This window comes from Pseudooctadecabacter sp., from assembly GCF_965657175.1.
Classification (GTDB): Bacteria; Pseudomonadota; Alphaproteobacteria; order Rhodobacterales; family Rhodobacteraceae; genus Octadecabacter.
In genome coordinates, this window is the sequence record NZ_CBFHNH010000005.1 from 62,557 (window position 1) to 79,069 (window position 16,513).

Consider the following 16,513-nt stretch of genomic DNA (forward strand, 5'->3'; position numbering starts at 1 on the left):
GTTAGAAAGAAAGATTTAATCGTCCGCCACACGGGCGTTGAACGTCAGATCAATGCGCCGCTCATCTGCCGCACCCACCCGCACCGCCTTGGCGCGGTAGAAATTCAGCGCGACCAGTGTGCCGCGGTTCAGGGTCAGATCAGCATCGACCAGCGCGTCAGACACAGCACCCGCCGCTCGTTTGGCGGTGGCAAAGCCTGCGGTGTCAGTCACCACGGAGACAGTGAATTGATGCATCGCACCCCCACCCGTCTTGTCCGATTGGTCCTTCACCAACTCCGGCCCCAGCGCCACGTAGAGAGGCGGCAACGTGCCCGCCGGAAACGCATCATAAATGTGATTGCCAACCAAAGAGGTCAGCGTCGCATCCGCAGAAAGTGCTTGATAAACAGCCGTTTGCAGGGCCGCAGAAACGCCATAGCTCATGCCACAGTCTCCTCTTGCGCGGTGCATGCCAGATAACGTCCGTCCGCATCGTCCTCGGCCACTGCCAAAATGCGGAACACCCGCGTGCCTTCGACAAAGCGCTGATCCGGCTTCGGGCGCGCTTGAGACCCGACAGGGGCCGCACGCACAAAAATCTTGTAAGACACTCGGCTCAGCGGGGCCGCAGTCCCCGCCGCCTCCCGGCCAGAGCGTGCGACCACATGGGCCCACAAATGCCCCAGCGGCATCCAGCTTTGGGTAAACCCGCCCGCGCCATCCGCCACCCGTGCAGGTGTCTCCAGCAGCAGTTGGCGGTTCAAACGATACGCCATTACACCGCACCCCCGCCCGTCAGGCGCATCACCCGGTGACGTTCAATCAAGGCGCTGACACCAAAGGGCATGCAGCCGCCATCGTACTGCACCTCGTGGCGGTACTCGTAGTAATGGGCGGCCAACAGCAATACGGCCTGCGCCAGATCTGCGGGCAAATCGCTCCATTCGGGGCCAAAGCCCGCCAGCATCTGCACCTTCACCGATCCCGCCTGGGGGATCGTCGGCAGTGCGGCGGCGACAGACGCCAGCACGGGCCTCTGCATGTCAGGACGCAACTGATAGCTGTCCGCATCGACGACGGTCTCAGCGCCCATACGGTCCACCAGAACCACATCCACAATCGCACTCACCGGCCCGATCGGCAGCGCCTGCGCACTGCCATCGCGCCACCGCGTCAACGTCCAGCTGAACGTGCGCTCAATCAGCGCCTTGCCGGTCCGCGCCTCAATCGCCGCCATAGCAGAGCGCAAAAAGCTCTCGATCAGCGTGTCCTGCAGTCCGTCATCGGAAAAGCCCGATCCAAGGCGCAGGTGTTCTTTGAACAGGGCGACCGGCAAAGCCCCTGTCGGCACCGTGGTTTCTTCAATCAACATCATTGGGTCTCTCCGAAAACGGTCTTCAAATTGGGTCCGCCATTTGGCTGAAAACCCGGACGCGTGCTCCCCGCATTGCTCGGACGGAAGGAAGCAGCTGGACAACGCGAAGATGAACTCGCGCCCCGCACGCGCCCGGATCCGGCCCTGCCCGAAGGCAGAACCGTTCCGTGCAGCAGCGCGTTTACGCGGTGCCGAACTTCAGCAGCTTGATCGCCGCATAGTCGGAAACAGACCCGCCCACGCGCTTGGTCGCATAGAACAGCACATGTGGCTTGGCGCTGAAGGGATCACGCAGCACGCGCAGATCAGGACGTTCGGCCACGGTGTAACCGGCACCAAAATCACCAAAGGCGATTGGCGTGGTGTCAGACCCGATGTCGGGCATGTCTTCCGCGATCAGAACGGCATAGCCCAGCAGACGTGCAGGCTCACCTGCCGTCAGACCGTCGGACCACAAGAAACGACCGTCATTGTCCTTCAGCTTGCGCACAGCACCTGCCGTTTTGGAATTCATGACGAACGTGCCATTGGCGCGGTACTCAGCCCCCAGCGCATAGACCAGATCGATCAGCGCGTCGGCCCCGTCGAAATCACCATCAACGCCGGTGACGACGTAGCCAAGGTTGCCCAAAGCCCAAACGTCATTGTCCACAGATGGCGCTGTCAGGAAGCCGGTGGGCTTGTCGATGCCGTCACCGTTTACGAAAGCAGCGGCCTCGGAACGGGCAAACTTGTCGGCGATGCGACCGGCCAGCCATTCGTCGATGTTGAAGGCGCTGTCATCCAGCAGACGCTGGGACGCTTTCGGCAGCGCGGATAGTTCATGCAGCGGAATGGTGATGCGGTCGATGGATGGCGTGCCAGTCTCAGCGGTGGACCCCGCCTCAGTGGCCCAGCCAGCACCCATTTCGGTGTGATCAATCAGCACATCGTAGGACGTGGCTTCCACGTTCACGACATTGGCAATCGCACGGATCGACGCCGTGGCGGCCAGTGTGGATTGAACGGTCGCAGATGTCTGCGGGTCCACCAGATAGCCACCGTCAGCGGCCACAGCCGTGGACATGGATTTGCCTTCCATCTCAAGGCCACGCAGCGCGTCATCATCGCCGGAACGCAGATAGTCCTCAAACGCCTTTTGATGGGGCGCCTCAACAGAGGCAGCGGTGGCCAGCGCGGGGCGTGCGCCAAAGGTAGATTTACGATCAAGTTTGGTCATGCGGTCATCCTGCTCTTGCAACTTGGTTTGAATGTTGGTCGTGAAGCCTTTGAATTCGCTCACAAAGCCCGCCATCGCGGACTTCAGCTCAGCGGCTGGGTTCGGGCTTGGGGTCGCCGCACAAGGCGCATCTTCCCCAGCCCGAGCCTTGCACTCGGGTGTCGTCATGTTGGTGATCCTTCAGATCTTTTCGGTGAAAAGCCGGGGCTACATCCCGCCCAGCACGGCACGGGCATCCTCAAACACCCCTGCCAAATCACGCATGGCAGTCTCAAAGGGGTCATCCCCCTTCGCGCCCACCCGCGCATCAGGAAGCATCGGGAAGGTCACCAGCGACACCTCCCAAAGCTCCAGCTCCGACAACAGGCGACCGCCCGTGTCATTCTTCGTGGCCCGCACCGTGCGGTACCCAATGGACAGCCCGTCAATGGCGCCCGCCTCAATCAGCGCGGCGGCCTCACGGCCCTTTTCCACATCTGTCAGAATGCGGCCCTTGACCCACAGGCCCGCCTCATCCTCACGGACCTCATCCCAAACCCCAATGGGCTGTTCAGGGTCGTGCTGCCACAGCATCTTGACGCGATTGTTCTTCGCGGCCATGCGTTCCAACGAATTGGCATAGGCCCCTTTGGCCACCACATCGCCGCCCTGATCGGCCTTGCCAAACAGCGACCCATAGCCCGAAATCTCGATCCCGTTTTCAACCGGCTTGGCATCCCCAAGGGCGATAAATTTATGTTCCAAAGTCATCTCAAATCTCCCTTAGGGGGTCGCCGTCAAAATGGATTCAAACGCCTGCGCTAGGATCACACCGACCACGCCGTAGACCGTCAGCCACAACCGCCGCTCCAGCCGCTCCATCATCGTTTCAATCTTGCCCAGCTGGGTGTTCAGCTGCGCAAATTGCAGCGCCGCCAACCTCTCATGGGCCTCGATGCGCAGGCTGGGGCCACATTCAAACGTGTCGCGCAGATCATTCATCGCCCACCTCCAGCGCAGGCAATCCCAGCAAATGACGCTTTTCTGCGTCAGTCAGGAAAGACGCCTCGCCCACCCGTTTCCATTGCGCGTCCCGCTCGGACGCCAAGGCCGGCACCTGATCCAGATCAGGCTTCAGATCGATCCGCTCACCGGAAAAATCCCCCAACCAATCGGCAATCGCACCCGTCACCCGCGTGACCAACGGCAAGACCGTCAAACGGTAAAACGCGCGGTTCGCCTCTTGATAATTCGCATAGGTCGCATCGCCCTGAATCCCCAACAGCATCGGCGGCACGCCGAAGGCAGTGGCGATCTCACGGGCGGCCCCTTCCTTGGTCTTCAGAAATTCCATGTCCGAGGGGCTAAAGCCCATAGGCTTCCAATCCAGCCCCCCTTCCAGCAACATCGGACGGCCCGCGTTCTTGGCCCCTTGATGCTGTGTCTCCATCTCATGCAGCAACCGATCGTACTGATCGCTCGACAGTTGCGACTGCCCATCAGCCCCGCGATAGACAATCGCGCCCGATGGCCGTGCGGCATTGTCCAGCAAAGCCTTGGACCACCGGCTGGCCGCATTGTGCACATCCAGCGCCGTGGCAGCCGCCTGCATCGGGCTCAACCCGTAATGGTCATCCTGCGGGTGGAACGACTTGATATGACAAATCGGGGATGCACTCTCACCCACGGCAAAGCGATGCTTACGCCCGCCCACGGTGTAATCATAGGCCACAGGCCAGCCATCCGCACCCGGCACAATCGACATCCGGTCCGACCGCAACACATGCAGCTCCACCGGCCCGTCTTCGCCGCCCACTGCCTCAACATAGCCATTGCCCGTCAACAACAGCTGACCAAACAACGCCTCAAACAACTCCGCCCGGCCCTGCGCGCCATTGGGCCGCTGGATCAGGTCCATGACCGGATGGGTCTCATACCGGCGCTGCTCATCTTGCAACACCAACGGCAGCGCCGCTGCCGCCTCCGCGATCATCTTGACCGCGCGAAAGCCCACGGGGTTCGCCGTAAACCCGACCCGCGTCAGGCTGGCCGCATCGCGCGCGCCCCAAACCGTGCGACCCGCAGCCCCCCAAGCGGCAATCTTGCCCGTGGCCGATGCCTTCACCTCAGACGGTGCCGCCTGTGCTGTCTCAACATCAGATCGCTTTAGAAAATCAAACATCCAACTCTCCCTTGGGTCCCGCCCTCTGGCGGCCATCGCTGTAACTTGAATAGAATTTGCACCTTAAAGGTTTCGAAGGTCTGATGGCCCCGCACGGTGCCCCTGCAACACCCTACGAAAGCCCTTGTTTACAGGCCCCTAAAGCCCCCGCACCCGTGGCGCGCGCCATTTGGCAGACGGATCAAGAAACAAATCCGTCAACGCCCAAACCAGCGCATCCACGCGGTCGGGGGACCCTTGTCCATCAAACCCCTGCGCCGTCATCTGGCACATCTCGTCTTCCAACTCACCCAGACCGGACACATGCCGCACTCGGCCCTGCTCGTACAAAGCCGCCACAGGCTCTGCCCGCGCAGATTTTCCGCGCGTGGCATGAACCCCGCGATAGGACACCGTCGGATCAATTGACCGCACGATGGTTTCCACCATGGCACCGCCCTGATTGACCTCGGCGACCATCCGGTCCGCCCCGTGCCGGTCCATCGCGGCCACCGCAGCTGCAGCCCAACCATTGGGCGACAGCCCTTGGACAGTGGCGTCTTCCAACACATAGACACGCCAGTCTTTGACGGGTCCCTGCATCACAATGCCCGCAACCACGATCCCGCAGGCATCCGACGTGGCACCCGATCCCGCAGGCGGGTCCACCGCCACGACGATCCGGTCCAGTTCAGGCACGGTTTTCACATGCACGGTCTCCAACGCATCCGACGTCCAAAGCGCGCCTTCCACATCAGGCAGCAAAATGCCCTCCAATTCCTGTCGACCATAACGCGATCCGCCGAACTGCTCCTGCACGGCCTCAATAAACCCGTCCGCCAGATTGGCGCGGTTCTCGGCGGTGGAGGCATGGGTCTGCACCGTGCCCTCCCGCGCCAACAAATCCTTCAGCACTGCCACGTTCTTCGGTGTCGTGGTCACGCAGGCCCGTGGCTGGTCGCCCAACCGCAGACAAAACTGCAACGTCTCCCACGTCTGGGCCGCTTTGGGCCATTTCGCCAGCTCATCCGCCCAGACCGCATCAAACTGCGGCCCACGCAAACGCTCGGGATCAAACGCGGAATACAACCGCGCCTCAGCCCCGTTGGGCCACGTCAGCATTTGCCGCGTGGCGCTCCACTTGGGGCGACGGTCCGGCGGCGAACAGGCCAAAATCCCGCTCTCCCCGAAAACCATCACCTCGCGCACCTGCTCCATCGTCTCACCGATCAAACCGATCCGCCGCGCCGGGCCGGGGTCGCGCGGACGCGACCCCTCCACCATCGATCTCACCCATTCTGCACCCGCGCGCGTCTTTCCTGCGCCGCGGCCTCCCAGAATGACCCAGGTCCGCCAGTCCCCCTCTGGCGGCACTTGATGGTCCAACGCCCAGAACGCGAACAAATAGGGCAAGGCCCTCAGTTCAGCTTTCGTCAGACCGTTCAGAAACGTCGCTTGATCGGCAGCATTTGCGGATGCGACCAAGGCGGCACCTGATTTGATCCCGGACGGCATCGAAATCGATGTCCCCGTCCCGAAGTCCTGTTCCGTGTTGCTCATTGAACTCTGCCTCTTTCTTATTGATATCGAGGTACGCCTGATGCAGTTGCGTCATCTGTTTCGGCAGCGATGCCACCTCCTTGAGCTCTCCCTGCTCAACCAGATCCAAAACTGCTTTCAGCGTGTCCCGAATGCTTGAATGAAGCCGCCTAGCCTCCTCAATACGTTCGGCGGCCGATTTCTGTTCGGTGGTGTTCCCACCGCTTTGGGTTGTCATGGGGCAATCCCCTCTCAGGTTGCTCCGCCCGATCGTCCAACGAAAAACAGGCCTTGGGGTGAAATGCCCCAAGACCCGTCCAAGTCTCTTCCAGCATGGGGGAAATCTACCCCCGGCTGTCCGTTTTTCCAAATGTTAGCAAAGTGTTAGCGCACGCCCCATGGGACAATCCGTTAACCTTTTAATTGTCAGATGACGCGGCACGCTCCGCTTCCAGACGACGATAAATCGCGACATTGTCGTTGTGTTCGGCCAGCGTGACAGCGAAATTATGCCCGTCACGCGGGTCCAGCGTTTTAGCCACAAAGAAGATGTAATCAGTGTCCGCCGGGTTCAACGCGGCCTCAATGGACCCCGCCCCTGGGTTGGCAATGGGCGTCGCCGGCAAGCCGTCAATCACATAAGTATTCCAAGGGTTATCGGCCCGCAGCTCGCTCTGGCGCAGCCCACGTCCAAGAACCCCGCGCCCTTCTGTGACGCCGTAAATCACCGTGGGGTCCGTCTGCAACCGCATCCCTTGGTTCAACCGGTTCACAAAGACCGATGCCACGTCAAACCGCTCATCCGAGGTCGAAGCCTCTTTCTCAATGATCGACGCCAGAATCAGCGCCTCTTCGGGGCTGTTCAACGGCAACCCATCGGCCCGTGATGCCCACGCCTCAGCCAAGGTGCGCTCCTGCGCGGATTGCATATCCGCCAGCAATTCCGCCACCGAATCCCCCGCGCTCACCTGATAAGAATCAGGTGCCAGCAGCCCCTCGGGCGGAATTTCATCAACCTGACCGTCCATGAATTCCAGCGCGTTCAGCGCCTGAACCACCTGCCAGCTTGTCACCCCTTCCGAAATGACAACGCGGTACTGCGTATCGCTCTGCTCTCGGGTTTCGGTATAAACCGCAGGCGTGTCTTCAACCGCAGGCTCAAAGCTCGCCAGTTGTTCAAACCGGCCCGACGCGGGGTCCAGTTCACGCACCTGTGCCAAGGTCCGCGTCACACCCACACGGTAGACAATCTCGGTCCCGCAGGTGCTTGCCCCGCCGCGCGTCACGATATCCACGATCTCTTCCATGGAAGACGACGCAGGCACCAAAAAACTGCCCGCTTTCAACTGGCTGGTCTTGTCGGAATAATCCGCACCCATCCGGAAAATCGAAGACGACGAAATCGCCCCCTCCCGTTCCAGATTTTCACTGACCCGCCGCATATTGCTGCCCGATGGGACCTGCACGCAGATCGCCTCGTCCAAAGGACCCTCGGCAGAATACTGATTGGTGCCCCAAACGATGACACCACCCAGCAAGAACAGCCCCACAACCAGAAACGTCAGCGCATTGCTGGCGATATGTTTCCACATGGTTAGGTGACCTTACCAAACAGGACGGAGGCATTCGTGCCGCCAAACCCGAACGAATTCGACAGCGCCACATTGATCTCCCGTTCGACCTTGGCATTGGGCGCCAGATCGACCTTTGTTTCAACCGCCGGGTTGTCCAGATTGATCGTCGGCGGTGCCACTTGATCGCGGATCGCAAGGATCGAGAATATGGCCTCAATCGCGCCTGCAGCCCCCAAAAGGTGCCCCGTGGCCGACTTCGTGGAGGACATCGTCACCTTAGACGCAGCCTCCCCCATCATCCGCTCCACCGCGCCCAATTCGATGGTATCCGCCATGGTCGATGTGCCGTGGGCGTTGATGTAATCAATATCCGCAGGCTCCAGCCCCGCATCCTTCAACGCCATCCGCATGGACCGCTCGCCACCTTCACCATCCTCAGACGGGGCCGTGATGTGATAGGCATCGCCTGTCAGGCCGTAGCCCAGCACTTCGGCGTAAATCTTGGCCCCGCGGGCGACCGCTTGATCGTAGTCTTCCAACACGACCATGCCCGCACCCTCACCCATCACAAACCCGTCGCGGTCCGCGTCATAAGGGCGGCTGGCCGCTTTCGGGTCATCCGCACGTTTGGTCGACAGCGCCTTACAGGCGTTAAAGCCCGCGATCCCGATCTCGCAGATCGTGGCCTCGGCCCCGCCTGCAATCATCACATCCGCACGGCCCGATTTGATCAACTGCGTGGCATCGCCAATGGCATGCGCGCCCGTGGAACAGGCCGTCACAACCGCGTGGTTCGGCCCCTTAAATCCGTATTTGATTGCGATCTGGCCAGAAATCAGGTTGATCAAAGCGCCCGGCACAAAGAACGGCGATACACGGCGCGGCCCTTTTTCCTTCATCATAATCGCGGTGTTGGCGATGGAATTGAGGCCGCCGATGCCCGATCCGGTCAGAACACCCGTGCGCTCCAGATCAGCCGCGTCCTCAGGCTGCCAACCGGCATCCTCAACCGCCTGCTTGGCCGCCGCCATGGCGAAGACGATGAAATCATCAACCTTACGGCGCTCTTTTGGCTCCATATAGGCGTCAGGATTGAACGTGCCGTCGCTGCCGTCGCCATAGGGGACTTCGCAGGCATATGTTGTGCCAAACCCTTCAGGGTCAAAATGCGTAATGGGCCCCGCACCGGATTGCGCATCCAAAATACGCTCCCAGCTTTTTTCGACCCCATCTGCAAGGGGTGTCACCAACCCCAAACCTGTAACGACCACTCGACGCATGCCACACCCTCACGCTTGCTTTTCTTTGGGTCCATTTACCCCGCTTCCTAAGCTGGGGGCAAGCCCATGGCCGATCTCTCAGTCAGATCGGCGGCCTTAAGACTTTGGAAAAGATTCATCATTAACATGTCGACAGTTTTGCTGGAGGACCCGTGCAACCCTTTAGATCCCTCATGTCGGTTTTGCTGATTGGCGTCGGCTCCTCAGCGGCAGCGGGCATATGCGACATGATCAAAACTGTGGATGAGATTGAAAACCGCGCCGCCGTCGGACCATCCGCGCAGATGGACGCGGCGTTGCAACAACTGGCCGAAGGCACCGAAACCCTAAACACCTACTTCCCAGACAATCGCGCCCTTCGCGCCGCAATCCGCGACTACACAGCCTCCGTCGACCAAATCCTGTCCGCCACCGATACGCCTCCCGCCGTCAAGCGGACCCAACTCGCCGCCCCCGAACCGCGACGTCTGCTGCGACAGATGTTATCGGCCAGTTTTTCTTTGTGTGGCTCGCACTCCTACCTGATGCTCTCCGCCCCCCGCCCCGGCGCCAGTGCGCCCACAGACCTGACAACCAGCGGCATCAGGGGCGGTTTTTCCGCGTGGAAAGCCGAACTGTCTGCCTACGCCGCCCTTGTGATCGTCACGCTGATCATCCTCGGAGGGACCTTTTACCTTTTCCGGAAACGGGGACGGCGCGCGAAACGGTTCATGTGCAATATTTCCGCCTCTGTTCAACTCGGGGATACCTGTTTTCAAACGCGGGTGTTCGATATCAGTGCGAAGGGTGCAAAGATTAAACTACCAGATTACCCGATCCCCTCGCAGGAGGCGACGATGACCGTGGGCGGCATCAAAATCGCCGCAAAACTTACGTGGCAGAACGGACATTTCGCAGGCGTGGTGTTTCAAAACCCGCTGGTGATGTCGGTCGTCCGGTCGCTTGTTCGCAACAAATAGGCCGGTGTCGTCTGCCCCTCCGGGACCCCAGTACGCCTCAGGCCCGCAGCAACGAAAAAGGGCAGCACCATCTGGCGCTGCCCTTTTCTCTAACCGTCAAAGACAGGGTCGCTTAGGACGCTTCTTTGATGAACTTTACGGCGTCGCCGAAGCTCTGGATCGTTTCGGCTGCATCGTCAGGGATTTCGATACCGAATTCCTCTTCGAAGGCCATAACCAACTCAACTGTGTCAAGGCTGTCTGCGCCCAGGTCGTCGATGAAGGACGCGCCTTCAACAACTTTGTCTTCTTCCACACCCAGGTGCTCTACAACGATCTTGCGAACACGATCTGCGACGTCGCTCATGTCAAATTCCTCACATAGTTCAGGGCTTTGCGCCCGTTGGTCAGCCCACCGTCACTCCCGCAACACCGGACCATTTGCGCCCCCTTCAGGGGCCCGAAGTCCCCGACGCTACGTCACGAACCTCAATTCTGCGTGGCCTATAGCAGAGATTCACCGCTTGGCAAACGCTTTCAGACCGTTTGGTCAGGACCCCAATATAGGGTCACAACATCGCCATACCACCATTGACATGCAAAGTCGTGCCTGTGACGTAGGCCGCCCCGTCGCTGGCCAAATAAAGCGCCGCCGCCGCAATTTCCTCGGGCGTGCCCATGCGACCGGCAGGGATTTGACCGTTGATCTTGTCCTTTTGATCGTCCGTCAGCTTGTCGGTCATGGCTGTCGCGATGAACCCCGGTGCGATGCAGTTGACGGTGATGCCGCGCGACGCGACCTCATAGGCGATGGATTTGCTCATCCCCACCATGCCCGCCTTCGAGGCTGCGTAATTGGCCTGCCCGGGATTGCCCGTGGCCCCCACAATAGAACTGACGTTGATGATCCGCCCCGACCGCGCCTTCATCATGCCGCGAATGACGCCTTTGCACAGCCGCATCGTGGACGTGAGGTTCACGTTGATCACATCTGACCATTCCGCGTCCGACATCCGCATGAAAATCTGGTCGCGGGTGATCCCTGCATTGTTGACCAGAATATCGACCGATCCCATGGCCTCAGCGGCCTGCTTGGGCAGCGCATCGACAGCCTCCCCATCGCTGAGATTGCAAGGCAGCACATGGGCGCGTTCGCCCAATTCAGCGGCCAAGGCCTCAAGCGGTTCCACACGCGTGCCAGACAGCCCCACGGTGGCACCTGCGGCATGCAAGGTCTTGGCGATCTCACCGCCAATCCCACCAGAGGCCCCGGTGATCAGCGCGTTTTTCCCAGTCAAATCAAACATCTCGTTGTTCCTTTCACTTGCCACAGGCGGGCAAATTTTTTTAAAATTTGTGCTCAGAGTTTCCTTGAAACTCTGCTACCCCGCCAAGCTTTCCGCCGCGGCTCTGACATCATCGGGCGTGCCGACGGCGCGTGTCGCCAGGCTGCGATCAACCCGTTTGATCATGCCGGACAGGGCTTTGCCTGCCCCGATCTCCCAGCTTTCGGTGACGCCAGCACCGGCCATCCACTGCACGCTTTCGCGCCAGCGCACCGATCCGGTGACCTGCTCTACCAAAAGCGTCTTGATCTCATCAGCGTCCACAGCTTCGGCACGGACGTTCGCAATCAAAGGCACCGCAGGGGCCGACATCGTCACATCCGCCAAAGCGCCTGCCATGGCCTCGGCCGCAGGGGCCATCAGGGATGAATGGAACGGGGCGCTCACGGGCAGCAACATGGCGCGTTTGGCGCCCTTGGCTTTGGCGATCTCAACCGCGCGTACCACAGCGGCCTTGTGACCGGACACCACCACCTGAGACGGGTCATTGTCGTTGGCCGCTTGGCAGACCTCGCCTTGTGCGGCCTCCTCGGCCACGGCCTGTGCCGCCTCGAAATCCATGCCCAGCAGCACCGCCATGGCGCCCACGCCCACTGGCACGGCCTCTTGCATGGCCTCTCCGCGAATGCGCAACAGCCGTGCGGTGTCTGCCACACTCAACGCGCCCGATGCGGCCAGCGCGGAATATTCCCCCAAGGAATGGCCCGCCACAAAGGACGCCGCTTCAATCGAGACGCCCTCCGCCTCAAGCGCGCGCATGGCGGCGAGCGACGTGGCCATCAAGGCAGGCTGTGCGTTGCGCGTCAGGGTCAAATCCCCAATATCGCCCGTCCAGATCAGATCGGACAGCGTCTCACCCAAAGCCTCGTCCACCTCATCGAACACAGCTTTGGCTGCCGGATAGGCGTCGGCCAAGGCCTTCCCCATCCCGATCGTCTGTGCGCCTTGGCCCGGAAAAACAAAAGCTCTCATGCGGCTTCTCCCTCATTGCTTGCCACAAGGGGTATAGCCACGACCCGAAAGGCACAAGACTTAGGGCGTGTACAAATAAAAACGGCCCCTTACGGGGCCGCCCTCATTCGTTCAAAGGCGGGCTCAGGCCGCCGCCAGTGGTCCGGACCAAATAGCGTCTCGGCGCGACGGACCTTGCAGGCCGCAATCATGGGCGATCCGGTCCCGCAGGCGGTTCAGGCCCACAATCGCCCCGTCACCGGCCACAATCGTGCCATAGCCGGACACCTCAACGTGCACCTGACCAAAAGTGCGGTCGAACCCCGATGCGACCACCTTGACCGATGTCACCGCGTCCAGCCCGTGACAGGTCAAAACCGCCCCACTGCCTACCCGACCGCCAGTCACCTGCCGGATTTCGCCTTTCTGGGTGTCCAACTGAACCTTGATTTTGCGGCAGCGCGCCGCCACCGTCCACGCCAAGCCTGCGGCGCAAATCAAAACCAAGGCGGCCAAACCGCGTGACGCCGCATGCACATCGGGGGCAAGTCCTGCCGGCATCACCATCAAACCAGCCGCCGCCGCTGCAAACACAATCGCTGTGAAAATGGCCGTCATGCGGATGACCGCAGCCGATCCAAGTTCGGCCTGTGACATGGACACTTCGTACCCCCAAAACCTCTCATTCACCTGCGGCAGAACCGAAATCTCACCGGCTGGGGCGGATGTCATCTTGTCGAAAAACGAGGATGGATCGGGTATGGCTGTCATGTCTTCGGTCTCCTGTCTGTCCCGAACACGTTGCCGCCCAAAGGGGGCCAAAAAAGGACAGCTTTGCGACCAATCAAAGTTAATGAACCGTTACCATCAGCCCAGCGTCCCTCAGCCCCAACACGTCTTGCGTCTTTCGCTTGATCCCCCAGCCCACATTTGTATAAGGCCCCATCGGTCCCGCGGTTTTTTATGAACTGCGCAGTCTCTCGTGGGTGAGGGCGGGGCCGCAAACCTCGCCCTATGAAATGCGCCGAATATGACTGGAGTTACGCATGCCGCTTTATGAGCATACGTTTATTGCGCGTCAGGACTTGTCCAACACGCAAGCTGAAAGCCTCATCGAACATTTCTCCACAGTGCTGGCCGACAACGGCGGCAAGGTGGTCGAATCCGAGTACTGGGGCGTCAAGACCATGGCCTACAAGATCAACAAGAACCGCAAGGGCCACTACGCCTACCTGCGCTCCGATGCACCGGCCACAGCCGTGCAGGAGATGGAACGTCTGATGCGCCTGCATGACGACGTGATGCGCGTTCTGACCATCAAGGTCGACGCGCACGAGGAAGGCCCCTCGGTTCAGATGCAGAAACGTGACGAACGCGACAGCCGTCGCGAGCGCCGCTAATCCATCAGTTGAAGAAAGGACTGTAAGTCATGGCTACTAAACCATTTTTCCGTCGTCGTAAGTCCGATCCGTTCGAGGGCGAAAACGCCCCGAAGATCGACTACAAAGACACACGTACCCTGCAGCGCTACATCTCTGAGCGCGGCAAGATCGTTCCCTCCCGTATCACCGCAGTCGGTGCAAAGAACCAGCGTGCCTTGGCACGTGCGATCAAACGCGCCCGGTTCCTCGCCCTGCTGCCTTACGCTGTTAAGTAAAGGACCGACATCATGGATATCATCCTTCTCGAACGCGTAGCCAAGCTGGGTCAGATGGGCGAAGTCGTCTCCGTCAAGGAGGGCTATGCCCGCAACTTCCTGCTGCCCCAAGGCAAGGCGCTCCGTGCCAACGCGCACAACATGAAAGCCTTTGAAGACCAGAAAGCGCAGCTTGAAGCCCGCAATCTGGAAACGAAGAAAGAAGCCGAAGATCTGGCCGCAAAGCTGGACGGCGAAACCTTCATCGTGATTCGTCAGGCCTCAGACGGCGGCAACCTCTACGGCTCCGTGTCCACACGCGACGCCGCAGATGCCGCAACCGAGGCTGGTTTCTCCGTGGACCGTGGTCAGGTCGCCCTGATCGCCCCTATCAAAGAACTGGGCATCCACGACGTGAACGTGACGCTGCACCCTGAGGTGTCCGCGATCGTCAAGCTGAACGTGGCACGCTCCACCGAGGAAGCCGAACTTCAGGCCGCTGGTAAATCCATCGCTGAACTGGCCGCCGAAGAAGAAGCCGCTGCTGAGTTTGAAATTCAGGAACTCTTCGATGACATCGGTGCCGCTGGTATGGATGACTTCGGTGACGACGAAGCCCCTGCCCCTGCGGCAGAGGCAGAAGACGCCTCCGACGAAGACTAATCGTCTTTCCTCAACTCACAACATTGGGCCGCGCAGTAAATTGCGCGGCCCTTTTCGTTCAAATTGTTCCAATTCAGTCAAACTTAACCAGTGACCTTTAGAGGTGGGGATGGCCTTGGGCCGCCCCTATGGAATTGGACATAATATGCAGCCAGTTGGACTAGTCGCGCTTGGCGCCGGTGATGTTTTGTATGAACAAGGCGACGGGAACACCGATGCCTATTTTGTCGCGTCGGGTGAGGTCGTGATGTATCGCACCGAAAACGGCCAGCGGATCAATTATGAAACCCGTGGGCGCGGCGCTGTCTTGGGCGGTTTGTCTGTCCTGACCCGCCATCCGCGATATGTCGGCGCGCAGGCTGTGACCGAAACGGTCGTATTCCGCATTTCGTCCGATCTTATCCTGACAGATTTCGACAACGTCAGCCCGCTTCTGCGCGCCTGTGTCGAAACCTCCATCGCCTTCAACGCCCGACTGGCAACAGTGACAAATGACAACCTGCCCACCTTGCCTGTGGCCCAAGCGAAAGTGCAAAATGCAGATGATCTGATTGAACAATATAAATTCGAAATCGACCTGCTGCGCAGCATCGCCAAGTCCGAACTGACCATGGTTTATCAACCCATTGTAACCCTTCAGACCGGTGACATTGTCGGGTTTGAGGCGCTGATGCGGTGGACCCATCCTGACCGTGGCTTCGTCTCTCCCGAACGGTTCATCACTGTCGCAGAAGACCTTGGCGTGATCGGATCACTCACTGAATTCGCTTTGCACGAAACCTGTAAAACCTTGAACAAGATCGACATTGCCCGGCACAGGGATGTGCCCTTCTTTGCCTCGATCAACATTTCCGGACACGACGTGGCGCGGCCCGGTTTTGCGGCCCAGCTGGCGGATATCCTGACACAACACAATATCCCCCCCGAACTTATCAAACTTGAGGTGACAGAAACCGCCTTCGTGCCCGACAACGAAGACGTTCTCGACAATTTGCACGGCATCCAAAGTCTTGGCTGCGGCCTGTCGATCGACGATTTCGGCACCGGTTATTCCAACCTTGCCCACCTCAAAACAATGCCCCTGTCCGCGCTCAAAATCGACCGCGCCTTTGCCGGTGACGCCCACTGCAACCGCGTCTCGGGCAGCATCGTGTCGATGTTGGTCGGGCTTGGAACCGCCTTGGACGTTGATATTGTTGCAGAAGGCGTTGAAACCGATGTGGACGTGCAAACCCTCTCCGACTTGGGCTGCTCCCTCGCGCAGGGGTATTATTTCCACCGCCCTGCAGAGGGCAAAGACCTGCTCAGCCTGCTGAATGCCCGCCCAAGCGGATCAGAACTCGAAAGCGTGGCCTAACGGTCGAATGTCTCCAGGGTGACGGTGCCCTCGCAGGTCGTCTGTTCCCGCGCCCCGACCCAGACTTGCAACGGCCCATCAGGTGCGCCCCAAACGACCACCTCTTCGCGGTCGTTTGCCGTCTCGCCAACGTGCCACAACCCGTCCGCCGATCGCACCGCCAAAATGGGCGCGCATTGGGCTTCGGCCATGACCATCAAGATGTGGGGACCCATCCCCTCAAGATCAAAAACCGCCGTTGGGGCTACAGGCAAATACCCGTCCAAATCCACCGGTGCTGTACCCTGCAGCACCCATTGCGCACACGGGGCGATACGCTCACCTGCGACCTCTATCGGCCAAGACTTAGGCGCAATCAAATCAGGACCCGTCGCCTCGAACCGTGGCGCATCTTGGGTGGGGTCCGGACAGGACGCCGCAGCACCGCTTGCGTAGCCGATCAAACACAATGCAATCAATCTCATTCCCGAACCCTAGCCCAACCCACGGCAGATCGAAAACCCGTCATCCCCT

General features: G+C 60.0%; 21 protein-coding genes. 5 read left to right on the top strand and 16 right to left on the bottom strand.

The window, feature by feature from the left end; genetic code table 11:
- Positions 1 to 15: 15 nt before the first annotated feature.
- The 11 genes from ACTG36_RS06320 to fabF all read right to left on the bottom strand — a co-directional run bounded on the left by ACTG36_RS06320 (position 16) and on the right by fabF (position 9,109).
- Positions 16 to 426: a DUF3168 domain-containing protein gene (locus ACTG36_RS06320; RefSeq protein WP_375281150.1), complete on the bottom strand. Its 411-nt coding sequence runs from the start codon at positions 424 to 426 to the stop codon at positions 16 to 18.
- Positions 423 to 758 (bottom strand): head-tail adaptor protein, encoded by a 336-nt coding sequence (locus tag ACTG36_RS06325; protein WP_375281149.1) that lies wholly within the window; start codon positions 756 to 758, stop codon positions 423 to 425. The genes ACTG36_RS06320 and ACTG36_RS06325 overlap by 4 nt, the downstream gene beginning before the upstream one ends.
- Complete coding sequence (locus ACTG36_RS06330; RefSeq protein WP_375281148.1) at positions 758 to 1,357, bottom strand: head-tail connector protein; 600 nt, start codon at positions 1,355 to 1,357, stop codon at positions 758 to 760. The genes ACTG36_RS06325 and ACTG36_RS06330 overlap by 1 nt, the downstream gene beginning before the upstream one ends.
- Positions 1,358 to 1,538: 181 nt before the next feature.
- Positions 1,539 to 2,744 (bottom strand): phage major capsid protein, encoded by a 1,206-nt coding sequence (locus tag ACTG36_RS06335; RefSeq protein ID WP_439141742.1) that lies wholly within the window; start codon positions 2,742 to 2,744, stop codon positions 1,539 to 1,541.
- A gap of 39 nt (positions 2,745 to 2,783) precedes the next feature.
- Positions 2,784 to 3,326 (bottom strand): HK97 family phage prohead protease, encoded by a 543-nt coding sequence (locus tag ACTG36_RS06340; protein WP_375281146.1) that lies wholly within the window; start codon positions 3,324 to 3,326, stop codon positions 2,784 to 2,786.
- Between the two features lie 12 nt (positions 3,327 to 3,338).
- Entirely contained in the window at positions 3,339 to 3,557 is a 219-nt protein-coding gene (locus tag ACTG36_RS06345) for a GTA head formation protein, RCAP_rcc01685 family (RefSeq protein ID WP_375281145.1), read from the bottom strand.
- The gene (locus ACTG36_RS06350) at positions 3,550 to 4,737 is read right to left on the bottom strand and encodes a phage portal protein (protein WP_375281144.1); all 1,188 of its coding nucleotides are present in this window, start codon (positions 4,735 to 4,737) and stop codon (positions 3,550 to 3,552) included. The genes ACTG36_RS06345 and ACTG36_RS06350 overlap by 8 nt, the downstream gene beginning before the upstream one ends.
- Before the next feature lie 138 nt (positions 4,738 to 4,875).
- Entirely contained in the window at positions 4,876 to 6,231 is a 1,356-nt protein-coding gene (locus ACTG36_RS06355; RefSeq protein WP_375281197.1) for a DNA-packaging protein, read from the bottom strand.
- On the bottom strand, positions 6,140 to 6,493 hold the full coding sequence (locus ACTG36_RS06360) for a hypothetical protein (protein ID WP_375281199.1): 354 nt from the start codon (positions 6,491 to 6,493) through the stop codon (positions 6,140 to 6,142). The genes ACTG36_RS06355 and ACTG36_RS06360 overlap by 92 nt, the downstream gene beginning before the upstream one ends.
- Before the next feature lie 181 nt (positions 6,494 to 6,674).
- On the bottom strand, positions 6,675 to 7,847 hold the full coding sequence (gene mltG / locus ACTG36_RS06365) for an endolytic transglycosylase MltG (RefSeq protein WP_375281143.1): 1,173 nt from the start codon (positions 7,845 to 7,847) through the stop codon (positions 6,675 to 6,677).
- A gap of 2 nt (positions 7,848 to 7,849) precedes the next feature.
- Positions 7,850 to 9,109 (bottom strand): beta-ketoacyl-ACP synthase II, encoded by a 1,260-nt coding sequence (fabF, locus tag ACTG36_RS06370; protein ID WP_375281142.1) that lies wholly within the window; start codon positions 9,107 to 9,109, stop codon positions 7,850 to 7,852.
- Positions 9,110 to 9,336: 227 nt separating this feature from the next.
- Between fabF and ACTG36_RS06375 the strand changes: the two genes are divergently transcribed.
- A complete protein-coding gene (locus ACTG36_RS06375; protein ID WP_375281141.1) occupies positions 9,337 to 10,068 on the top strand; it encodes a PilZ domain-containing protein in 732 nt (243 codons plus the stop codon).
- Between the two features lie 112 nt (positions 10,069 to 10,180).
- On the opposite strand, the gene ACTG36_RS06380 is transcribed toward ACTG36_RS06375, so the two are convergent.
- The 4 genes from ACTG36_RS06380 to ACTG36_RS06395 all read right to left on the bottom strand — a co-directional run bounded on the left by ACTG36_RS06380 (position 10,181) and on the right by ACTG36_RS06395 (position 13,115).
- Entirely contained in the window at positions 10,181 to 10,414 is a 234-nt protein-coding gene (locus tag ACTG36_RS06380) for an acyl carrier protein (protein ID WP_085865552.1), read from the bottom strand.
- 202 nt (positions 10,415 to 10,616) lie between these two features.
- Entirely contained in the window at positions 10,617 to 11,354 is a 738-nt protein-coding gene (fabG, locus tag ACTG36_RS06385) for a 3-oxoacyl-[acyl-carrier-protein] reductase (RefSeq protein WP_439141747.1), read from the bottom strand.
- A gap of 75 nt (positions 11,355 to 11,429) precedes the next feature.
- Positions 11,430 to 12,365 carry an ACP S-malonyltransferase gene (gene fabD / locus ACTG36_RS06390; RefSeq protein ID WP_439141749.1) on the bottom strand — a complete coding sequence of 312 codons (936 nt, stop codon included), beginning with the start codon at positions 12,363 to 12,365 and terminating at the stop codon, positions 11,430 to 11,432.
- Between the two features lie 123 nt (positions 12,366 to 12,488).
- On the bottom strand, positions 12,489 to 13,115 hold the full coding sequence (locus ACTG36_RS06395) for a hypothetical protein (protein ID WP_375280963.1): 627 nt from the start codon (positions 13,113 to 13,115) through the stop codon (positions 12,489 to 12,491).
- 275 nt (positions 13,116 to 13,390) lie between these two features.
- On the opposite strand from ACTG36_RS06395, the gene rpsF reads away from it, so the two are divergent.
- The 4 genes from rpsF to ACTG36_RS06415 all read left to right on the top strand — a co-directional run bounded on the left by rpsF (position 13,391) and on the right by ACTG36_RS06415 (position 16,000).
- Entirely contained in the window at positions 13,391 to 13,744 is a 354-nt protein-coding gene (rpsF, locus tag ACTG36_RS06400; RefSeq protein ID WP_375280964.1) for a 30S ribosomal protein S6, read from the top strand.
- 29 nt (positions 13,745 to 13,773) lie between these two features.
- Positions 13,774 to 14,001 (top strand): 30S ribosomal protein S18, encoded by a 228-nt coding sequence (gene rpsR / locus ACTG36_RS06405; protein WP_049834805.1) that lies wholly within the window; start codon positions 13,774 to 13,776, stop codon positions 13,999 to 14,001.
- Between the two features lie 12 nt (positions 14,002 to 14,013).
- A complete protein-coding gene (rplI, locus tag ACTG36_RS06410; protein WP_375280965.1) occupies positions 14,014 to 14,643 on the top strand; it encodes a 50S ribosomal protein L9 in 630 nt (209 codons plus the stop codon).
- Positions 14,644 to 14,788: 145 nt separating this feature from the next.
- Positions 14,789 to 16,000, top strand: a complete 1,212-nt coding sequence (locus tag ACTG36_RS06415) for an EAL domain-containing protein (protein ID WP_375280966.1) — start codon at positions 14,789 to 14,791, stop codon at positions 15,998 to 16,000.
- Here ACTG36_RS06415 and ACTG36_RS06420 read toward each other — a convergent pair.
- Positions 15,997 to 16,464 carry a hypothetical protein gene (locus ACTG36_RS06420; RefSeq protein WP_375280967.1) on the bottom strand — a complete coding sequence of 156 codons (468 nt, stop codon included), beginning with the start codon at positions 16,462 to 16,464 and terminating at the stop codon, positions 15,997 to 15,999. The two genes, ACTG36_RS06415 and ACTG36_RS06420, sit on opposite strands and share 4 nt — an antisense overlap.
- Between the last annotated feature and the right edge of the window lie 49 nt (positions 16,465 to 16,513).

Bases quoted from the DNA above. Each gene is read 5' to 3' on its own strand.
- ACTG36_RS06340 (WP_375281146.1), bottom strand. From the start codon at position 3,326: ATGACTTTGGAACATAAATTTATCGCCCTTGGGGATGCCAAGCCGGTT.
- ACTG36_RS06350 (WP_375281144.1), bottom strand. From the start codon at position 4,737: ATGTTTGATTTTCTAAAGCGATCTGATGTTGAGACAGCACAGGCGGCA.
- ACTG36_RS06380 (WP_085865552.1), bottom strand. From the start codon at position 10,414: ATGAGCGACGTCGCAGATCGTGTTCGCAAGATCGTTGTAGAGCACCTG.
- fabF (WP_375281142.1), bottom strand. From the start codon at position 9,109: ATGCGTCGAGTGGTCGTTACAGGTTTGGGGTTGGTGACACCCCTTGCA.
- mltG (WP_375281143.1), bottom strand. From the start codon at position 7,847: ATGTGGAAACATATCGCCAGCAATGCGCTGACGTTTCTGGTTGTGGGG.
- ACTG36_RS06320 (WP_375281150.1), bottom strand. From the start codon at position 426: ATGAGCTATGGCGTTTCTGCGGCCCTGCAAACGGCTGTTTATCAAGCA.
- rplI (WP_375280965.1), top strand. From the start codon at position 14,014: ATGGATATCATCCTTCTCGAACGCGTAGCCAAGCTGGGTCAGATGGGC.
- ACTG36_RS06375 (WP_375281141.1), top strand. From the start codon at position 9,337: ATGATCAAAACTGTGGATGAGATTGAAAACCGCGCCGCCGTCGGACCA.
- ACTG36_RS06420 (WP_375280967.1), bottom strand. From the start codon at position 16,464: ATGAGATTGATTGCATTGTGTTTGATCGGCTACGCAAGCGGTGCTGCG.
- ACTG36_RS06335 (WP_439141742.1), bottom strand. From the start codon at position 2,744: ATGACGACACCCGAGTGCAAGGCTCGGGCTGGGGAAGATGCGCCTTGT.
- rpsF (WP_375280964.1), top strand. From the start codon at position 13,391: ATGCCGCTTTATGAGCATACGTTTATTGCGCGTCAGGACTTGTCCAAC.
- ACTG36_RS06325 (WP_375281149.1), bottom strand. From the start codon at position 758: ATGGCGTATCGTTTGAACCGCCAACTGCTGCTGGAGACACCTGCACGG.
- fabG (WP_439141747.1), bottom strand. From the start codon at position 11,354: ATGTTTGATTTGACTGGGAAAAACGCGCTGATCACCGGGGCCTCTGGT.
- ACTG36_RS06330 (WP_375281148.1), bottom strand. From the start codon at position 1,357: ATGATGTTGATTGAAGAAACCACGGTGCCGACAGGGGCTTTGCCGGTC.
- ACTG36_RS06355 (WP_375281197.1), bottom strand. From the start codon at position 6,231: ATGCCGTCCGGGATCAAATCAGGTGCCGCCTTGGTCGCATCCGCAAAT.
- ACTG36_RS06345 (WP_375281145.1), bottom strand. From the start codon at position 3,557: ATGAATGATCTGCGCGACACGTTTGAATGTGGCCCCAGCCTGCGCATC.
- ACTG36_RS06360 (WP_375281199.1), bottom strand. From the start codon at position 6,493: ATGACAACCCAAAGCGGTGGGAACACCACCGAACAGAAATCGGCCGCC.
- ACTG36_RS06395 (WP_375280963.1), bottom strand. From the start codon at position 13,115: ATGACAGCCATACCCGATCCATCCTCGTTTTTCGACAAGATGACATCC.
- rpsR (WP_049834805.1), top strand. From the start codon at position 13,774: ATGGCTACTAAACCATTTTTCCGTCGTCGTAAGTCCGATCCGTTCGAG.
- ACTG36_RS06415 (WP_375280966.1), top strand. From the start codon at position 14,789: ATGCAGCCAGTTGGACTAGTCGCGCTTGGCGCCGGTGATGTTTTGTAT.
- fabD (WP_439141749.1), bottom strand. From the start codon at position 12,365: ATGAGAGCTTTTGTTTTTCCGGGCCAAGGCGCACAGACGATCGGGATG.